Source organism: Roseovarius sp. CH_XMU1461 (assembly GCF_037027165.1).
GTDB classification, from domain to species: Bacteria; Pseudomonadota; Alphaproteobacteria; order Rhodobacterales; family Rhodobacteraceae; genus Roseovarius; species Roseovarius nubinhibens.
In genome coordinates this window covers 152,268-167,199 of the sequence record NZ_JAYMDV010000005.1, presented here as the reverse complement: position 1 = coordinate 167,199, position 14,932 = coordinate 152,268, and the positions used below count along the sequence as shown (strand labels likewise).

General features: G+C 66.2%; 15 protein-coding genes. 9 read left to right on the top strand and 6 right to left on the bottom strand.

What is annotated here, in order from left to right:
- Positions 1 to 7: 7 nt before the first annotated feature.
- Positions 8 to 1,168: a mandelate racemase/muconate lactonizing enzyme family protein gene (locus WA237_RS15055; RefSeq protein ID WP_336098626.1), complete on the bottom strand. Its 1,161-nt coding sequence runs from the start codon at positions 1,166 to 1,168 to the stop codon at positions 8 to 10.
- Between the two features lie 309 nt (positions 1,169 to 1,477).
- Here WA237_RS15055 and WA237_RS15050 point away from each other — a divergent pair, with 309 nt between their 5' ends.
- Positions 1,478 to 1,981, top strand: a complete 504-nt coding sequence (locus tag WA237_RS15050; protein ID WP_336098625.1) for a hypothetical protein — start codon at positions 1,478 to 1,480, stop codon at positions 1,979 to 1,981.
- A 68-nt stretch (positions 1,982 to 2,049) separates the two neighbouring features.
- On the opposite strand, the gene WA237_RS15045 is transcribed toward WA237_RS15050, so the two are convergent.
- Positions 2,050 to 3,612 carry a xanthine/uracil/vitamin C permease gene (locus WA237_RS15045; RefSeq protein WP_336098622.1) on the bottom strand — a complete coding sequence of 521 codons (1,563 nt, stop codon included), beginning with the start codon at positions 3,610 to 3,612 and terminating at the stop codon, positions 2,050 to 2,052.
- 269 nt (positions 3,613 to 3,881) lie between these two features.
- On the opposite strand from WA237_RS15045, the gene WA237_RS15040 reads away from it, so the two are divergent.
- On the top strand, positions 3,882 to 4,391 hold the full coding sequence (locus WA237_RS15040) for a c-type cytochrome (protein WP_336098620.1): 510 nt from the start codon (positions 3,882 to 3,884) through the stop codon (positions 4,389 to 4,391).
- A 34-nt stretch (positions 4,392 to 4,425) separates the two neighbouring features.
- On the opposite strand, the gene WA237_RS15035 is transcribed toward WA237_RS15040, so the two are convergent.
- Both WA237_RS15035 and WA237_RS15030 read right to left on the bottom strand, forming a co-directional pair.
- A complete protein-coding gene (locus WA237_RS15035) occupies positions 4,426 to 4,752 on the bottom strand; it encodes an AzlD domain-containing protein (RefSeq protein WP_009814654.1) in 327 nt (108 codons plus the stop codon).
- Complete coding sequence (locus WA237_RS15030; protein ID WP_009814653.1) at positions 4,749 to 5,459, bottom strand: AzlC family ABC transporter permease; 711 nt, start codon at positions 5,457 to 5,459, stop codon at positions 4,749 to 4,751. Before WA237_RS15030 ends, WA237_RS15035 begins: the two co-directional genes overlap by 4 nt.
- Positions 5,460 to 5,535: 76 nt before the next feature.
- On the opposite strand from WA237_RS15030, the gene fdhD reads away from it, so the two are divergent.
- From fdhD to WA237_RS15010, 4 genes are read left to right on the top strand one after another with little or no spacing between them, the layout of a single operon-like run.
- A complete protein-coding gene (fdhD, locus tag WA237_RS15025) occupies positions 5,536 to 6,423 on the top strand; it encodes a formate dehydrogenase accessory sulfurtransferase FdhD (protein WP_286905843.1) in 888 nt (295 codons plus the stop codon).
- Complete coding sequence (gene mobA, locus WA237_RS15020; protein ID WP_336098618.1) at positions 6,420 to 7,022, top strand: molybdenum cofactor guanylyltransferase MobA; 603 nt, start codon at positions 6,420 to 6,422, stop codon at positions 7,020 to 7,022. Before fdhD ends, mobA begins: the two co-directional genes overlap by 4 nt.
- Entirely contained in the window at positions 7,019 to 7,522 is a 504-nt protein-coding gene (mobB, locus tag WA237_RS15015; protein ID WP_336098616.1) for a molybdopterin-guanine dinucleotide biosynthesis protein B, read from the top strand. Before mobA ends, mobB begins: the two co-directional genes overlap by 4 nt.
- Positions 7,519 to 8,793, top strand: a complete 1,275-nt coding sequence (locus tag WA237_RS15010) for a molybdopterin-binding protein (RefSeq protein ID WP_336098615.1) — start codon at positions 7,519 to 7,521, stop codon at positions 8,791 to 8,793. The genes mobB and WA237_RS15010 overlap by 4 nt, the downstream gene beginning before the upstream one ends.
- A 47-nt stretch (positions 8,794 to 8,840) precedes the next feature.
- On the opposite strand, the gene WA237_RS15005 is transcribed toward WA237_RS15010, so the two are convergent.
- Together WA237_RS15005 and greA are read right to left on the bottom strand one after the other, a co-directional pair.
- A complete protein-coding gene (locus WA237_RS15005; RefSeq protein WP_336098613.1) occupies positions 8,841 to 9,851 on the bottom strand; it encodes a hypothetical protein in 1,011 nt (336 codons plus the stop codon).
- A gap of 10 nt (positions 9,852 to 9,861) precedes the next feature.
- Positions 9,862 to 10,332: a transcription elongation factor GreA gene (gene greA, locus WA237_RS15000; RefSeq protein ID WP_336098655.1), complete on the bottom strand. Its 471-nt coding sequence runs from the start codon at positions 10,330 to 10,332 to the stop codon at positions 9,862 to 9,864.
- 265 nt (positions 10,333 to 10,597) lie between these two features.
- Here greA and WA237_RS14995 point away from each other — a divergent pair, with 265 nt between their 5' ends.
- The 3 genes from WA237_RS14995 to WA237_RS14985 all read left to right on the top strand — a co-directional run bounded on the left by WA237_RS14995 (position 10,598) and on the right by WA237_RS14985 (position 14,920).
- Positions 10,598 to 12,244, top strand: a complete 1,647-nt coding sequence (locus WA237_RS14995; RefSeq protein WP_336098611.1) for an electron transfer flavoprotein-ubiquinone oxidoreductase — start codon at positions 10,598 to 10,600, stop codon at positions 12,242 to 12,244.
- 143 nt (positions 12,245 to 12,387) lie between these two features.
- A complete protein-coding gene (locus tag WA237_RS14990) occupies positions 12,388 to 14,103 on the top strand; it encodes a tetratricopeptide repeat protein (protein ID WP_009814644.1) in 1,716 nt (571 codons plus the stop codon).
- A complete protein-coding gene (locus WA237_RS14985) occupies positions 14,096 to 14,920 on the top strand; it encodes a 4-(cytidine 5'-diphospho)-2-C-methyl-D-erythritol kinase (protein WP_336098609.1) in 825 nt (274 codons plus the stop codon). The genes WA237_RS14990 and WA237_RS14985 overlap by 8 nt, the downstream gene beginning before the upstream one ends.
- Positions 14,921 to 14,932: the final 12 nt, after the last annotated feature.

The window sequence follows — 14,932 nt, the reverse complement described above, 5'->3', positions numbered from 1 at the left end:
CCTGACCTCAGAGCGTCAGGGTGAGCGTCCGCATCCGGCCAAACCCGTCGCAGGGGCTGTCGAGCCCGAGGCCCGCGCTGCTGCCTGTCCCGTCGCTCAGGCGGAAATCGCCCGCCTGCATCCGGGCGGCGAGCCAGTCGTCCTCGCCGCGCAGAGGGTTCGGATTGACGTCGATCTCGAGCCAGCCGGGGCCGCCCGCCGCCGCCAGAAGTCCTGCCGAAGCCTGCAGCCCGATGAGACCGCCGAGGAAATGCGGGCAATAGGTGGCCCCGGCCCCGAGCACATCGCGGGCGACGCGCAGACAGCCGGTCACCCCGCCCCATTTCGCCACGTCGGGCTGATAGAAGGTGAATTGCCGCCGTGCCAGCGCCTCGGCAAAACCGTCGAACCCGGCGAGGTTTTCGCCCCCGGCGAGCGGGATCTCTGACGCCTCGCGCAGCGCCTGCCAATCGGCCTCGGGCGCGTCGGCGGGGATCGGTTCCTCGATCCAGCCGATGCGCGGGTCGGCCACCGCGTTGATGAAGCGCAGGGCACGGGTGCGATCCCAGGCCTGATTGGCATCCATCATCAAGATCTCGTCCCCCTCGAGCATGTCGAGGCACTCGGCGAGGCGGGCGCGGTCGGCCTCGTCATCAAAGCCCACCTTGACCTTGAACCGATTAAAGCCGAGGGCGCGGGCCTCGGGGATCATCCGTTCGGCGTCGCGGATGGCGATGCCGCTGGCATAGGCCGGCACGGCGTCGGCGGCGCTGTCGGAGAGCATCTGCCGCAGGGGCCGCCCGGCGCGGCGCGCCACGAGATCATGGAGCGCGGTGTCGATCCCGGCGATGACCTGTCGGAACGGGCCCCATTCGCCCGATTGCAGGGCGCGGATATGGGTGGCGCGGGTGAGGCTTTCGAACGCGGCCTCGGGGCTGGCAAAGCTCTGCCCCTTGAGCAGATCGCCCATATCCTCGATCAGCAGGCGGGCGCGGTGTTCGGCCCCGGCGGCGGGCCAATTGGCGAAAATCTCGCCCCAGCCAAAGGCGCCATCCGCCGCCTCGAGCCGCAAAAACACCGCAGGCCGGTCGCGCATCACCCCAAAGGAGGTGGCAACCGGGTGCGAGACCGGGTGGCGATACACCTCGACCTGGGCCCCGGTGATGGTGATCTCTGTGTTGGCGGTCATGATTGGCTCTCTCCTCTTCCCCGGGGCGGAGTTTTGCGCAATCGCCCGGGCGCTGCAACCGGCGTTTCGCTGCGGGCTGTTTCCGATCTGATTTCGGCACATTTCGGAGAGCCATCAAAAATTTCCCTAAACTTTCAATAAAGTAGGGCTTTCGAGAAAATGCCGGGCCCTGCCGCGAAATCGACACAGCCGGGCGTTACCCTATAGGTGAGTAAGGGACGAAACATACAACCCAGGAGGTGACCTATGACCTATAGGACAACATCAAGACAGGGTACGATTTTCGCCAGTACGATTGCAGTATTTACAATGCTGGCCCTGCCAGCGAACGCCCTGGGCGGTGTCGGCGGCGGTGGTGTCGGCGGTGTCGGCGGTGGCAGCTCGGGTGAAAGCGCGGGCAGCGGTGGCAGCAGCGGCGGCAGCAGCGGCGGATCTGCCGGGTCCGGCGGCGTTGGCGGCGGTGTTGGCGCGGGCCTCGGGGTCAGCCATGACCATGGCACGACCAAGGGGCGCGATACCGCCGCCCCCACCACACCGGTGCGCGACACGGCGACGGTGAGCACCCGGTCGTCGACCGCGGCGGTGGCGCAGGCCCTCGTCGGGGTGGTGGTGATGACCCGCGACAACAAGGCGCTGGGCATTGTGCGCTCGGCCACGGCCAAGGCCAATGCGGTGCATGTCTCGATCGAGCTGAATCCCTCCTTCGGCTTCAAGAGCGAGACGGTGACCATGGCCCTGCCGGCGGTCGAGCCGACCAAGGGCATGGTGACCCTCGATGTGCCGATGCGCCGGTTCCGCAAGGATCTCGGCTAGGCTCGGGATAAAACGGGTGCGGCCCCGGGGGTGTCCCGGGGCCGCAGGCAGTGTTTTCTGAGCGAATGTCAGGCGGGGCTGTCCTCGCTGGTCCCCCGCTCGCCCGCCTTGGCATCGACCAGCGGGTAGAGATAGAGGAAGGCGGCGATGATCAGATAGCCCATCGCCACCCGATCGAGCGATGGCCAATGCAGGCTCGCGCCATGGATGATGCCGACCAGCGACATGGCCGAGGCGGCGAGCGCAAAGCCTGCGGCGCGGCGGAACTCGCCATCGATCAGGCTCGCCACGATGGCACCCCAGATCAGACCGGTGATGATCGCGCCCTGGCTCAGCGCCAGATGGCCGGTGTAATGCGCGCCTTGCTGCAGAAGCGCGGCGGTCAGCGCCTCGTCGCCGAGATTGGGCAGGCCCTCGACCCCGGTTTCGCGCAGCGCGTTGAGCAGCGAGCCCCATTTGATCATCAGGAAGGATGACACATGCGGGATCATCGCGATGGTCACGGCGGCGATATGGGCCGGGCGGACCGCGCCTGCGGTGCTGGTCACGAGGCTCAGCGCCACAAAGATCAGGATCGGTGCGGCGGCGGCCAGCGGGATCAGGTTGTTGAGGAAGGCCAGAAGCCCAAGGATCGCCGCCAGCGGGATCACCGCCCCCACCCCGATGATATAGCCGGAGCGCGCGCCCATGCCCTTATAGGCTGGGTGGCCGATATAGGCGGTGGTGGGAAAGGGCGAGCCGAAGAGCGCGCCGAGCATGGTCCCGGCGCCGTCGATCACCTGAGCGGTGGCCACCGGATAGCTGTCGCCCGCGGCTTCGGCGCTTTCCACATTGTTCATGGTCTCGATGAAATTGTAGATCTGCACCGGCACCAGCACGAGGAAAAGCTCGGGCGTTTGCCACAAATAGGCGATGCCGGTCATCAGGTCGCCGATCCACGGCAGCGGCAGGTAGAAGCCGACGCCCTCGGTGCTGATCCGGGCCTCGCCGATGGCCAGCGCCACCAGCGTGCCGACGATGAGCGCCAGCAGACCGGCGGGCATGTTGCCCGGCAGGCGGAAGCGGCCGACCAGCCCCCAGAGGATGATGATCAGCGAGGCAAAGCCGACATAGGGGCTCTCGAAGACTTCGGCCATGGGCACGGTGCCGATGAAGACGAGCGCGATGCCGCAGAGCGTGCCGAGCATGCCGGCGCGCGGTGTCACCCGCTTGAGCCAGGGGCCGATGATCGCGCCGAAGGCCGCGACGATGCCGCCGATAAAGCCCGCGGCGATCCCCACCTGCCAGGCCAGAAGCGCGTCGCCGGTGGACCAGAAGATCGGCCCGATCACGCCAAAGAGATAGACGAACATCACCGGGGTCGAGATGCCATAGGGCATGGCGGTGACCGGCCGGCCATGGGTCTTGGCCGCGCGTTTGGCGAGCCAGACATAGGCCGCGACGCCCGAGACGATGGCGATGGCCGCGCCGGGCAGGATGCGGCCGTAGACGATCTCGGCGGGCATCTGGAAGACGAACTGGCAGACACCGGCCAGCACCATCAGGTTGATCAAATTGTCGGTGAAGAGCGCCCAGAATGCGCTCAGATCCCCGCGCGCGAAAATGCGCTGGTCCATGGATTGGTCCCCCATCCGTCTCTCCTTCGAGCTTTGTCCTTGGAGCGCGGCCTTGAGATCGGGCCGCACCCTGTATCGCAGAGTAGAAGCGTTTTCCTTACACGATCAAGCGAGCTTGGGGAAAGGGCCGTTGCGTCACGGCACGGGGGTCAGGGGTTAGGGCGCGTTGCGCGGGGGTCGGCCCATCGGCGGGCGGCACCGTTGCGCGAGAAATGAGGGGGCGGTAAGCTCGGGCTGGTTGCAGAGGGGCCAGTTGCAAAGGGGCTGGTTGCAGAGGGGGCATGATGCAGAGGGCACGTCTTGTCACGTTTGGGATTGTCGGCCTTGCCGCCATCGGCGGTGCGCTGGTGCTGCGCGCCCTGGTCCCCCCCGGCACGGCGGCCCCTGCCCTGTTGCCCTATACTGATGCGGCGGTGGTGGCGCGCGGGCATGATCTCTACCAAAGGGATTGCGCGGGCTGTCACGGTGCGCTGGATGGCTCGGACGGCCCTCAGGAGGCCAGCGCCCCGCCCCATGATGCGCGGGGGCATACCTGGGAGCATCCCGATTACGCGCTATTTCAACTGACCAAGACCGGCGAAGTGGCCGAGCTCTGCCGGACATTGAACGCAGGTGGGAACGCAGATGGTGACGCGATGCCCCGCTTTGGCGCGGCGCTGAGCGATGGCGAGATTGTCGATGTGCTCTCTTACATCAAATCGACCTGGCCCGAAGAGCTGCGGGCCAAGCAGGAGGCGGTGAACGCGCTCTATGCGGCGCAGAACGCGGCCTATCGCGAGTTGATCCACCGCTAGGAGACGGGCCGGGACATCAGGCCAGAGACCCGGATCAGCCGAGCAGGTATAGCCCGAGATAGAGCATTGCCGCGCCCGCGACGATGGCGCCGATGACATTGCGGGTCCAGAGCCCCACGGCAATGGCTGCAAAAGCCGCCAAGAGCCGCGCCGGGTCCGTCTCGCCGCCCGTCGCCGGGGGCCAGAGCACCAAGGGCGCGATGAGCGCCGGCAGCACCGCCACCGCCGTATAGCGCAGATGCCGCAAGAGCCAGTCGGGCAAAGGCCGGTTGCCGACCACGCCGAGAAAGACAAAGCGCAGGGCGAAACTGCCCAGCCCCAGCGAAATGATCACGGTCCAGAGGGTCGATTGGTCGATCATGTCCAGGTTCCTTTCGCGACCATGCGGCGTTCGACCTCGGCCCCGGCGGCCATGCCGATGAAGCCCGCGACAATCACCCCGAGACTATAGGGCATCCAGGCCAGCGCCAGCGACATGGCGATGGCGACCAGCGCCGCCACCCGGTGCGCGCGGGTGCGCAGGATCGGCGCGACGAGCGCGATAAAGGTGATCGGGATGGCGAAATCCAAAGCCCAGCTTTCGGGGATCGTCGCGCCGACCAGCGAGCCAACGAGCGTAAAGCCGAGCCATGCGGGCAGGATCGGGGTGGCCACGCCAAAGAAATAGGCGAGTTTCTGGCGCAGCTGCCAGTCGGGATTGGCCTCATAGGCCGCGACCGAACAGGCATAGGTCTGATCCACGGTGAAATAGGCCACCAGCGCCCGCAGCCCGACCGGCGCCGCGCCCAGATGCGGCGTCAGCGAGGCGGAATACATCGCCATGCGCAGGTTCACGGTGAGCGCGGCGAGGATGACGATAAAGACCGGGACCTGTTCGCTCATCAATTGCACGGCGGTGAATTGCGCGGCCCCCGCCACCACCACCAGCGACATGGTCAGCGCCTCGAGCACGCTCAGCCCGGCCTCGGTGGCCACGACGCCGAAGAGGGTCGAAAACGGCACCAGAATCAGCACGAAGGGCGCGCCTGCGCCAAAACCTTGCCAGTAGGGTGATTTGGTGGTTTGCATGGGGTTCCCGCCGTACTAATCGAAACTTGAAAATCGAGCTGGCCCAAGGCCTAACCCGATCCCGGAGGTAACGCAATTGTCCGACACGCCGCAGCGCCCCGAATACCTCATCGCGCCCGATCCGGGGCGTGCGGGGCTGACCCGTGCGGTGCGCGGCGTCGATCATATGGGCCAGAGCGCCGAGATTTCGGTGGTCGAGGAACGCCCGCTGACCATTTTCCTCAACGGCCAAGAAATCGTCACCGCCATGACCATCGGCGATTACCCCGAGTATCTGGCGCTCGGGTTTCTGCGCAATCAGGGGATGCTCCGCGATGGCGAGACGGTGACCGGCGTCGATTATGACGAGGATCTCGAGACCGTGGTCGTGCGCACCGATGGGCAGACGAGCTATGAGGAAAAGCTCAGGAAAAAGACCCGGACGAGCGGCTGTGCCGTGGGCACGGTCTTTGGCGACATGATGGAAGGGCTCGAAGAGGTCACCCTGCCCGCGTTGCAGGTCAAGACATCCGATCTCTATCATCTCGCGCGGGTGATCAACACGACGCCCTCGCTCTATCTCGAGGCGGGGGCGATCCATGGCACGGTGCTCTGCCAGGGGGCGCGGCCGCTGGTCTATATGGAGGATGTGGGCCGGCACAACGCGGTGGACAAGATCGCGGGTTGGATGCTCTCGGAGAGGGTGAGCGCCGAGGACAAGATCCTCTACACCACCGGGCGGCTCACCTCGGAGATGGTGATCAAGACCGCGCTGATGGGCATTCCGGTGCTGGCGTCGCGCTCGGGCTTTACCGCCTGGGGGGTCGAGATCGCGCAGGAGGTGGGGCTCACGCTCATCGGGCGGATGCGCGGCAAGCGGTTCATTTGCCTGTCGGGCAACGAGCGGATCAGCCGCGACATCGACCCCGACAGCCTGCCCGATGAGGACCGCAAGCATCGCCGCAAGGGGGCGGAGGACGCATGAAACAGCCCTTTGGCATCATTCTCGCCGGTGGTCTCGCGACACGGATGGGCGGCGGCGACAAGACCATGCTGGCGCTTGGCGGCGTGCCGATCCTGAGCCGCATCATCGACCGGATCGCGCCGCAGGTGGCGGCGCTGGCGCTCAATGCCAATGGCGATGCGGCGCGGTTCGCGGGCCTGGGCCTGCCGGTGCTGGCCGACAGTATCGAGGGCTATGCCGGGCCGCTGGCGGGGGTTCTGGCGGGGCTCGACTGGGCGGCGGAACATGGCGCGGAAACGGTGGTCAGCGTGGCGGGCGACACGCCGTTTTTCCCCTGTGATCTGGTGCCGCGGCTATTGCTGGCGTCAGAAGGCATGGCGCATCCGCTGGTGCTCGCCCGGACGCCGGATGGGCGGCAGCCGACCTTTGGCCTCTGGCCGGTGGCGCTGCGCCATGATCTGCGGGCGGCGCTCGAGGGCGGGCTGCGCAAGGTGGTGATGTGGACCGATGACCATGGCGGGCGCGAGGCGCTGTTCGACGATCCCGGCACGCCGTTTTTCAACGTCAACACGCCCGAGGATCTGGCCCGCGCCCATGCCATGCTGGAGGGCGATGAATGAGGGTCTATGGTGTCACCGGTTGGAAAAACGCCGGCAAGACCGGGCTGATGGAGCGGCTGGTGGCCGAGTTCACCGCGCGGGGGATGAGCGTGTCGACGATCAAACATGCCCATCACGCGGTGGATGTGGATCAGAAGGGCACCGACAGCTATCGCCACCGGGAGGCAGGGGCGCGCGAGGTGGTGCTGGCCTCGGCCAAGCGCTTTGCGGTGATGCATGAGCTGCGCGACGCGGAAGAGCCGACGCTCGAGGCGTTGATCGCGCGGCTGGCGCCGGTCGATCTGGTGCTGGTCGAGGGGTATAAACGGGCCCCGCACCCCAAGATCGAGGCCTATCGCGCGGCGGCGGGCCACCCTCTTATTGCGCCGGAGAGTGCGAGCATCCGCGCCGTGGCTGCCGATTGCGAGGTCAAAGCGCCCTGCCCGGTGCTGCCGCTCGACGACACCGGGGCGATTGCCGATTTCATCCTCGCCGATCTTGGCCTACGGGAGGCGTCATGACCGAGAAGCTGCGCCCGCCACCCCTGCGCGACGATTGTTTTGCCCTGCCTGCCGGGGTCGATTGGACCCCGGTGGACGAGGCGCTGGGGCTGTTGCGGGACCGGTTGGGGCCGGTCTGTGCGGCCTCTCCTGCGCCTCTGAGCGCGGCGCTGGGCCGGGTTCTGGCCGCGCCTGTGGTGGCCGAGCGGGCCAACCCGCCGAGCCCCAATTCGGCGGTGGATGGCTATGGCTTTGCCCATGCGAGCCTTGGCGCGCCCGAGGCGGGAACGGAGATCACCCTGCCCCTGACAGAGGGGCGTGCGGCGGCGGGTGTGCCCTTTGCGGGCCATGTGCCGCCCGGTCAGGCGATCCGGGTGCTCACCGGCGCGGCGCTGCCCGAGGGGGTCGATACCGTGATCCTCGAAGAGGATGTGACAAAGGGCGAGATGGCGATTGCCTTTCGCGCCGGGATCAAGCCCGGGGCAAATACGCGGCGCGCGGGCGAGGATGTGCAGCCGGGGCAGGAAATCCTCTCCCAAGGCCGGGTGGTGACGCCCGCCGATCTGGCGCTGATGGCCTCGGCGGGGGTGTCGCGGCCTATGCTGCGCGACCGGCTGCGGGTGGCGGTGATTTCCACCGGAGATGAGCTTATCGAGCCCGGCATGCCGGCTGGGCCGGGGCAGATTTATGATGCGAACCGGCCGATGCTCTTGGGGCTGTTGCGCAGCTTCGGCTATGAGCCGGTGGATTTGGGCCGGGTGCCGGATGATCGCGAGACGCTGCGCGCCACGCTCGACCGGGCGGCGGAGCAAGCGGATGCGATCCTGACCTCGGGCGGGGCTTCGGCGGGGGATGAGGATCATGTCTCGGCCCTGTTGCAGGAGGCGGGCGCGATGACCCGCTGGCGGATCGCGGTCAAGCCGGGGCGGCCTCTGGCGCTGGCGCTTTGGGGCGGCGTGCCGGTCTTTGGCCTGCCGGGCAACCCGGTGGCGGCGCTGGTCTGCACGCTCATCTTTGCGCGGCCGGCGCTGCGGCTCTTGGCCGGGCAGAGCTGGCAGGCGCCGCAGGGGTTCGACCTGCCTGCCGGGTTTTCGAAACGCAAGAAACCGGGGCGGCGCGAATATCTGCGGGCGCGGATGCGCGATGGCCGGGCCGAGGTCTTTGCCTCGGAAGGCTCGGGCCGGATCAGCGGGCTGAGCTGGGCCGAGGGGCTTGTCGAGCTGCCCGATGGCGAGATCGAGATCGCCCCCGGCGATCCGGTGCGTTTTTACCCTTATGGCAGCTTTCTCTGAGCCCGTGGATCTGGGTATTTGACACCAGAAAGAGGCGCGGGCCGGCCCTAGTCGAAGGTGCCCGCGACCCGCCCCAGAAGCATGAAGGCGCGCGCCGTGCGGGTGTCGGCAAATTCGGTGATGTCGGCATCTTCGGCGATCCCGGCAAAGCGCGTCATCATCCGGTCGAAGAGCCGCAGGAAGTGATGCGCGGCGTCCCGGAAGATCGTGTCATTCTTCATCCGCGCCGCGGTCAGCGCCAGCGACGAGCGGTCGCGAATGCCGCCGAGCGCCGCGATGCTGCGGCCGCGTTCGCCCTCGGCAAAGCGGCGCCAGATTTCCGGGCGCGCCATGTCGGGGCGCAGATCGTCCATATAGATGCCGTCCTGGCTCAGCAGGGTGAGCACGTCCTGGGCCGCCTGAATGAGCTGGGCGGTGGAGCGGTCCTTGAGCGCCCGGCGCAGCGCGTCGAACCCGGCCTTGTCCTGGGCGTTTTCGGGAAAGTTCAGCGCCCGGATCATATCGGCCACCGGCAAGGGCGGCGCGATCTCTTCGGCGGTGGTGCCGAGCGGCAGCGAGACCTGATCATCCTGCCCCGCCGCGGCGGGGGCGGGCGGCGGCGCGAGGCGCGGCAGCGCCGGGCTTGCCTGACGGATGGTCGAGAAGGTGGCGAGCGCGGTTTCGGTCTTGCGCTGGGCGGCGGCGATCTCGTCGAGCTTGCGGCTCACGCTTTGTTCGCCGCCCAAGGCGTCCTGCAGCTTGGACTGGCTCACATAGGTCTTGCGGATGGCGTCGATGGCGGCCTGCAGACGGCGGCTTTCTTCGCGCATGACGCGGGTGGTGCGGGCCGACATGGCGGCGACCCAGATCATCGCCACCGGCAGGAAGATCGCCAGCACCGTCATCACGAAGCCAAAGGCGCCGCCGCCGATGGGACCGGTGCCCATCACCAGAAAGAACAGCGCCGAGGCCAAGAGCCACAGCACCGACAGCGCAATCGCCACGATCTCGATCGTGCTCAGCGTCTCGTGATGCGCCGGGGTCTTGTTCACCGACCGGATCTGTTTGCTGTCGGCCATGTCCAACCCGTTAGATATATTCGATTTTCAGCACTTCGTAAGAGCGTTCGCCGCCCGGCGTGCGGACCTCGACACTGTCGCCTTCGTCCTTGCCGATGAGGGCGCGGGCGATGGGCGATTTGATGTTGAGCAGGCCCTTTTCGATGCTGGCCTCATGTTCGCCGACGATCTGCCAGGTCTTTTCCTCGTCGGTGTCCTCATCGACCAGCGTCACCGTGGCGCCGAATTTGATCGGGCCCGAGAGCTTGGCCGGGTCGAAGACTTCGGCGAGGCTCAGCACGCCCTCGAGTTCCTTGATGCGGCCCTCGATAAAGCTCTGTTTTTCGCGGGCGGAATGATATTCGGCATTTTCCGACAGATCGCCATGTTCGCGCGCCTCGGCAATCGCCCGGATGATCGCCGGACGTTCCTCGGATTTCAGATGTTTCAGTTCTAACTCAAGCGCCTCGTGGCCCCTGCGGGTCATCGGGATTTTTTCCATCGGGTCGAATTCCGTCGTTTGCATGATCCGTGGCGGGCCCAAGCCGCGAGGGCCGCCGTCGAGTTCAGCGCAAATTGCCCCGAAGCCCGGGGCATTTGCAATGCCGAACTGCGGCGCGCCGGGCTTTGGCGGGGGCTTTGGTGGAAATTTGCCGCAAAAGATATGGTTTCACGTCGTGTTTCAATTGACGTTGACGCGCGGGGCGCGATAACCACGTGCGAAACTTTATGACCAGAATGCCACGCCTCGGGAAAGGATCGACTACATGTCCGGGATAGAACGCGAAGCCATGGAATATGATGTCGTGATCGTTGGTGCGGGCCCTGCCGGGCTCTCCGCTGCGATCCGTCTCAAGCAACTCGATGCCGATCTCAATGTTGTCGTGCTCGAAAAAGGGTCGGAAGTGGGGGCGCATATCCTCTCTGGCGCGGTGCTTGATCCCTGTGGTCTCGACAAGCTCATCCCCGACTGGAAAGCCAAGGGCGCGCCGCTCAACGTGCCGGTGAAGGAAGACAATTTCTACATGCTGGGCGAAGCGGGCAAGGTTCGCATCCCCAATTTCCCGATGCCGCCGCTGATGAACAACCACGGCAATTACATCGTGTCGATGGGCAATGTCTGCCGCTGGATGGCCGAACAGGCCGAGGCGCTGGGCGTCGAGATCTTCCCGGGCATGGCCTGTTCCGAGCTGGTCTATGGCGACAATGGCGAAGTCAAAGGCGTCGTCGCCGGGGTGTTTGGCCTCGAGGCCGATGGCTCGATCGGGGACGGCACCGAGCCGGGGATGGAGCTGCATGGCAAATATGTCTTCCTGTCGGAAGGCGTGCGCGGCTCGCTCGCCAAGGAAGTGATCGAGAAATACGATCTCGCCGCGGGCCATGAGCCGCAGAAATTCGGTCTCGGCATGAAAGAGATCTGGGAGATCGACCCGGCCAAGCACAAGGAAGGCTCTGTCACCCATACGATGGGCTGGCCCCTGGGCAGCAATGCCGGCGGCGGGTCGTTCATCTATCACCTCGAGAACAATCAGGTTTACGTGGGCTTCGTGGTCCACCTGAACTACAAGAACCCGCATCTCTTCCCCTATATGGAGTTCCAGCGCTTCAAGCATCACCCGATGGTGGCCGAGCTTCTCGAAGGCGGCAAGCGGGTCGCTTATGGCGCGCGGGCGATCTCTGAGGGGGGCTATCAGTCGATGCCCAAGATGGTCGCGCCGGGCGTGGCGCTGCTGGGCTGTTCGGTGGGCATGGTCAACGTGCCGCGCATCAAGGGCAACCACAACGCGATGCTGTCGGGCATGGCCGCCGCCGAGGCCGCCCATGCCGCCATCGCCGAGGGCCGCGCCAGCGACGAGCTCAGCGCCTATGAGACCGAAGTGCGTCAGGGCGACATCGGGCAGGACCTCAAGAAGGTGCGCAACGTCAAGCCGATGTGGTCGAAATGGGGCCTCGTGCCGAGCCTTGCCCTGGGCGGTCTCGACATGTGGACCAACACGCTCGGCTTTTCGCTCTTTGGCACGCTCAAGCATGGCAAGACCGATGCCAAGGCCACCGAAGAGGCCAGCAAGCACAAGGTGATCGACTATCCCAAGCCCGATGGCAAGCTGAGCTTTGACCGGCTGACCAATGTCAGCTTCTCGATGACCAACCACGAGGAAAGCCAGCCCTGTCACCTCAAGCTCAAGGATCCGAGCATTCCGATCCAGGTCAACCTGCCGAAATATGCCGAACCGGCGCAGCGCTACTGCCCGGCGGGGGTCTATGAGGTGGTCGAAAAGGACGGGCAGCCGGAATTTGTCATCAACTTCCAGAACTGCGTGCACTGCAAGACCTGTGACATCAAGGACCCCGAGCAGAACATCAACTGGACCACGCCGCAGGGCGGCGACGGGCCGAACTACCCCAATATGTAACCGCCCGTCGGCCGCACGCGGCCCATGACGGAATGGTGAAGAATTGCCGGGCGGGGCGGTCATTTGGCCGCCCCGCATTGCGTTGTGCGTCCCGCCGCATTACGTTCTGCCCAAAGACCAAAGACCCGAGGCATCAGCACCGCATGAAGAGATTGCTTTCCACCCTCGCCGCCGCCGCCCTGCTCTCTGGGTCGCTGGGGCTGCCTGCCCTGTCGGACGAGGCCGCCGGCGCCTATCTCGCGGCGCGTCAGGCCCGGTATGAAAGCGATTATGCCGCCGCCGCCGAATATCTGACGCAGGCGCTGATCAAGGACCCGTCAAACCCCGAGCTTCTCGATTTCACCGCCGCGGCCTTTGTGTCGCTGGGCCGGATCGACAAGGCGATTCCCGTGGCCCACCGGGTCGAGAGCATCACCGCAGGCAGCCAGATCGCCAATATGACGCTGGTGGCCGAAATGGTGCGTGAGGGCGATTTCGACGGCGTGCTGCAACGGGTGGCCGACAGCAGCGCGATCAGCCCGCTGGCCGATGGTCTGCTCGCTGCCTGGGCCAATCTCGGCAAAGGTGACATGACCCGCGCGCTCGAACTCTTCGACGCGGTGATGCAGGAGCCGGGGCTCACCGATTTCGCCGCCTATCACAAGGCGCTGGCGCTGGCCTCGGTCGGGGATTTCGAAAGCGCCGCCGCGATCTATTCCGGCGAGGCCAATGGCCCGGTGCAGACGACGCGGCGCGGCACCATCGCCTGGGCCGAGGCGCTGAGCCAGCTGGAGCGCAATGACGACGCGGTCAAGGTGATCGACGACACGTTCGGCGCCGGGCTCGACCCCGAGCTGGCCGATCTTCGGGCCCGGCTCGAGGCCGGGGAACGCCTGCCCTTCAGCATCGTGCGCAGCCCGCAGGATGGCGTGGCCGAGGTGCTCTATTCGCTGGGCCGGGCGCTCTTGCAGGAAACGAGCCCGGAATATGTGCTGATCTACACCCGCTTTGCCGAGTTCATCAGCCCCGATCATATCGACGCCCAGATCATGAGCGCCGAGCTTCTGGAAGAGCTCGACCGCCATGAGCTCGCGACCGAGGCCTATCGCCGGGTGCCGGCGGATCATCCGTCCTTCCACGTGGCGGAAATGGGCCGGGCCGAAGCGCTGCGCCGCTCGGGCAAGGAAGATGCCGCTGTTGAGGTGCTCAAGCAGCTGAGCAAGAGCCATGGCGATCAGCCCGTGGTGCTCGCCGCGACCGCCGATCTGCTGCGACAGCTCGAACGGTTCGACGAGGCGGTGAGCTTTTACGACCGCTCCATCGCGCTCTATGAAGAGCAGGACAGCCCGCGCTGGTACAGCTATTACACCCGCGCCATCGCCCATGAGCGGCTCGGCAACTGGCCCAAGGCCGAGGCCGATTTCCGCCGCGCGCTCGAGCTCAACCCGGATCAGCCGGAAGTGTTGAACTATCTGGGCTATTCCCTTGTGGAAAAACAACAAAATCTCGACGAGGCGCTCGAGATGATCGAACGCGCGGTGGCGGCACGCCCCGAGAGCGGCTTTATCGTCGACAGTCTCGGCTGGGTGCTCTACCGGCTTGGTCGCTATGAAGAGGCGGTCGAGCATATGGAACGCGCGGCCTCGCTCATGGCGGTCGATCCGGTGGTCAATGACCATCTGGGCGATGTGCTCTGGGCGGTTGGGCGCAAGACCGAGGCGCGGTTTCAATGGAAACGCGCGCTGAGCTTTATCACCGAGGACACGCCCGAGCAGGACATCAGCGGCGACCGCATCCGGCGCAAGCTCGAGGTCGGGCTCGACGTGGTTCTCGATGAAGAAGGCGCACCACCGCTCAAGGTGGCCAAGGAAGATGGTTGAGGTTCTTGCCCCGGCCAAGGTGAACCTGACCCTGCATGTCACCGGCCGCCGCGCCGATGGCTATCATCTGCTCGACAGTCTGGTGATGTTTGCCGATATGGGCGACCGTATCCGCGTCCGCGAGGCCGAAGAGAGCACGCTCACCGTGACCGGGCCGATGGCGCGCGGCGTGCCGGTGGACGAACGCAATCTTGTGCTGCAGGCCGCCGCCCTCATGGGCGCGACCGGGGCGTTCACCCTCGACAAACACCTGCCCCATGCGGCGGGGCTTGGCGGCGGCTCGTCCGACGCGGCGGCAACTCTGCGGGCCTTGTCGATGCTCACCGGGCGGCCCCTGCCGGAGGCGCCCGAGACGCTCGGCGCCGATGTGCCGGTATGCCTGTCGGGCGTGTCGGCCCGGATGCGCGGCGTCGGCGAAGAGCTCAGCCCCCTGCCCGGCCTGCCGCGGCTGCATGCGCTTTTGGTCAATCCGAACCTGCCGGTGCTCACCGCCGAAGTGTTCAAGCGGCTCACCAAGACCGACAATCCGCCGATGCCCGAAGAGATCCCGCAAGGGCTCGACCGGGCCGGGATGGTCGCTTGGCTCGCGCGTCAGCGCAATGATCTCGAAGCCGCGGCCATCGCCGCCGAGCCGGTGATTGCACAAGTTTTTCAGACACTTGAGGTGACGCCCGGCTGTCAGCTCACCCGCATGTCGGGCTCGGGCGGCACATGTTTCGGCCTCTATATGGATGCGGAAACCGCCCAGGCTGCCCAAGGCCGCCTGCGCCAGAGCCAGCCCGGCTGGTGGTCGAAAGCGGTGGTGCTGGGGGGCTGAACGCCCCCTGCC

Bases quoted from the DNA above. Each gene is read 5' to 3' on its own strand.
- WA237_RS15055 (WP_336098626.1), bottom strand. From the start codon at position 1,168: ATGACCGCCAACACAGAGATCACCATCACCGGGGCCCAGGTCGAGGTG.
- WA237_RS15050 (WP_336098625.1), top strand. From the start codon at position 1,478: ATGCTGGCCCTGCCAGCGAACGCCCTGGGCGGTGTCGGCGGCGGTGGT.
- WA237_RS15045 (WP_336098622.1), bottom strand. From the start codon at position 3,612: ATGGGGGACCAATCCATGGACCAGCGCATTTTCGCGCGCGGGGATCTG.
- WA237_RS15040 (WP_336098620.1), top strand. From the start codon at position 3,882: ATGCAGAGGGCACGTCTTGTCACGTTTGGGATTGTCGGCCTTGCCGCC.
- WA237_RS15035 (WP_009814654.1), bottom strand. From the start codon at position 4,752: ATGATCGACCAATCGACCCTCTGGACCGTGATCATTTCGCTGGGGCTG.
- WA237_RS15030 (WP_009814653.1), bottom strand. From the start codon at position 5,459: ATGCAAACCACCAAATCACCCTACTGGCAAGGTTTTGGCGCAGGCGCG.
- mobA (WP_336098618.1), top strand. From the start codon at position 6,420: ATGAAACAGCCCTTTGGCATCATTCTCGCCGGTGGTCTCGCGACACGG.
- mobB (WP_336098616.1), top strand. From the start codon at position 7,019: ATGAGGGTCTATGGTGTCACCGGTTGGAAAAACGCCGGCAAGACCGGG.
- WA237_RS15010 (WP_336098615.1), top strand. From the start codon at position 7,519: ATGACCGAGAAGCTGCGCCCGCCACCCCTGCGCGACGATTGTTTTGCC.
- WA237_RS15005 (WP_336098613.1), bottom strand. From the start codon at position 9,851: ATGGCCGACAGCAAACAGATCCGGTCGGTGAACAAGACCCCGGCGCAT.
- greA (WP_336098655.1), bottom strand. From the start codon at position 10,332: ATGGAAAAAATCCCGATGACCCGCAGGGGCCACGAGGCGCTTGAGTTA.
- WA237_RS14995 (WP_336098611.1), top strand. From the start codon at position 10,598: ATGTCCGGGATAGAACGCGAAGCCATGGAATATGATGTCGTGATCGTT.
- WA237_RS14990 (WP_009814644.1), top strand. From the start codon at position 12,388: ATGAAGAGATTGCTTTCCACCCTCGCCGCCGCCGCCCTGCTCTCTGGG.
- WA237_RS14985 (WP_336098609.1), top strand. From the start codon at position 14,096: ATGGTTGAGGTTCTTGCCCCGGCCAAGGTGAACCTGACCCTGCATGTC.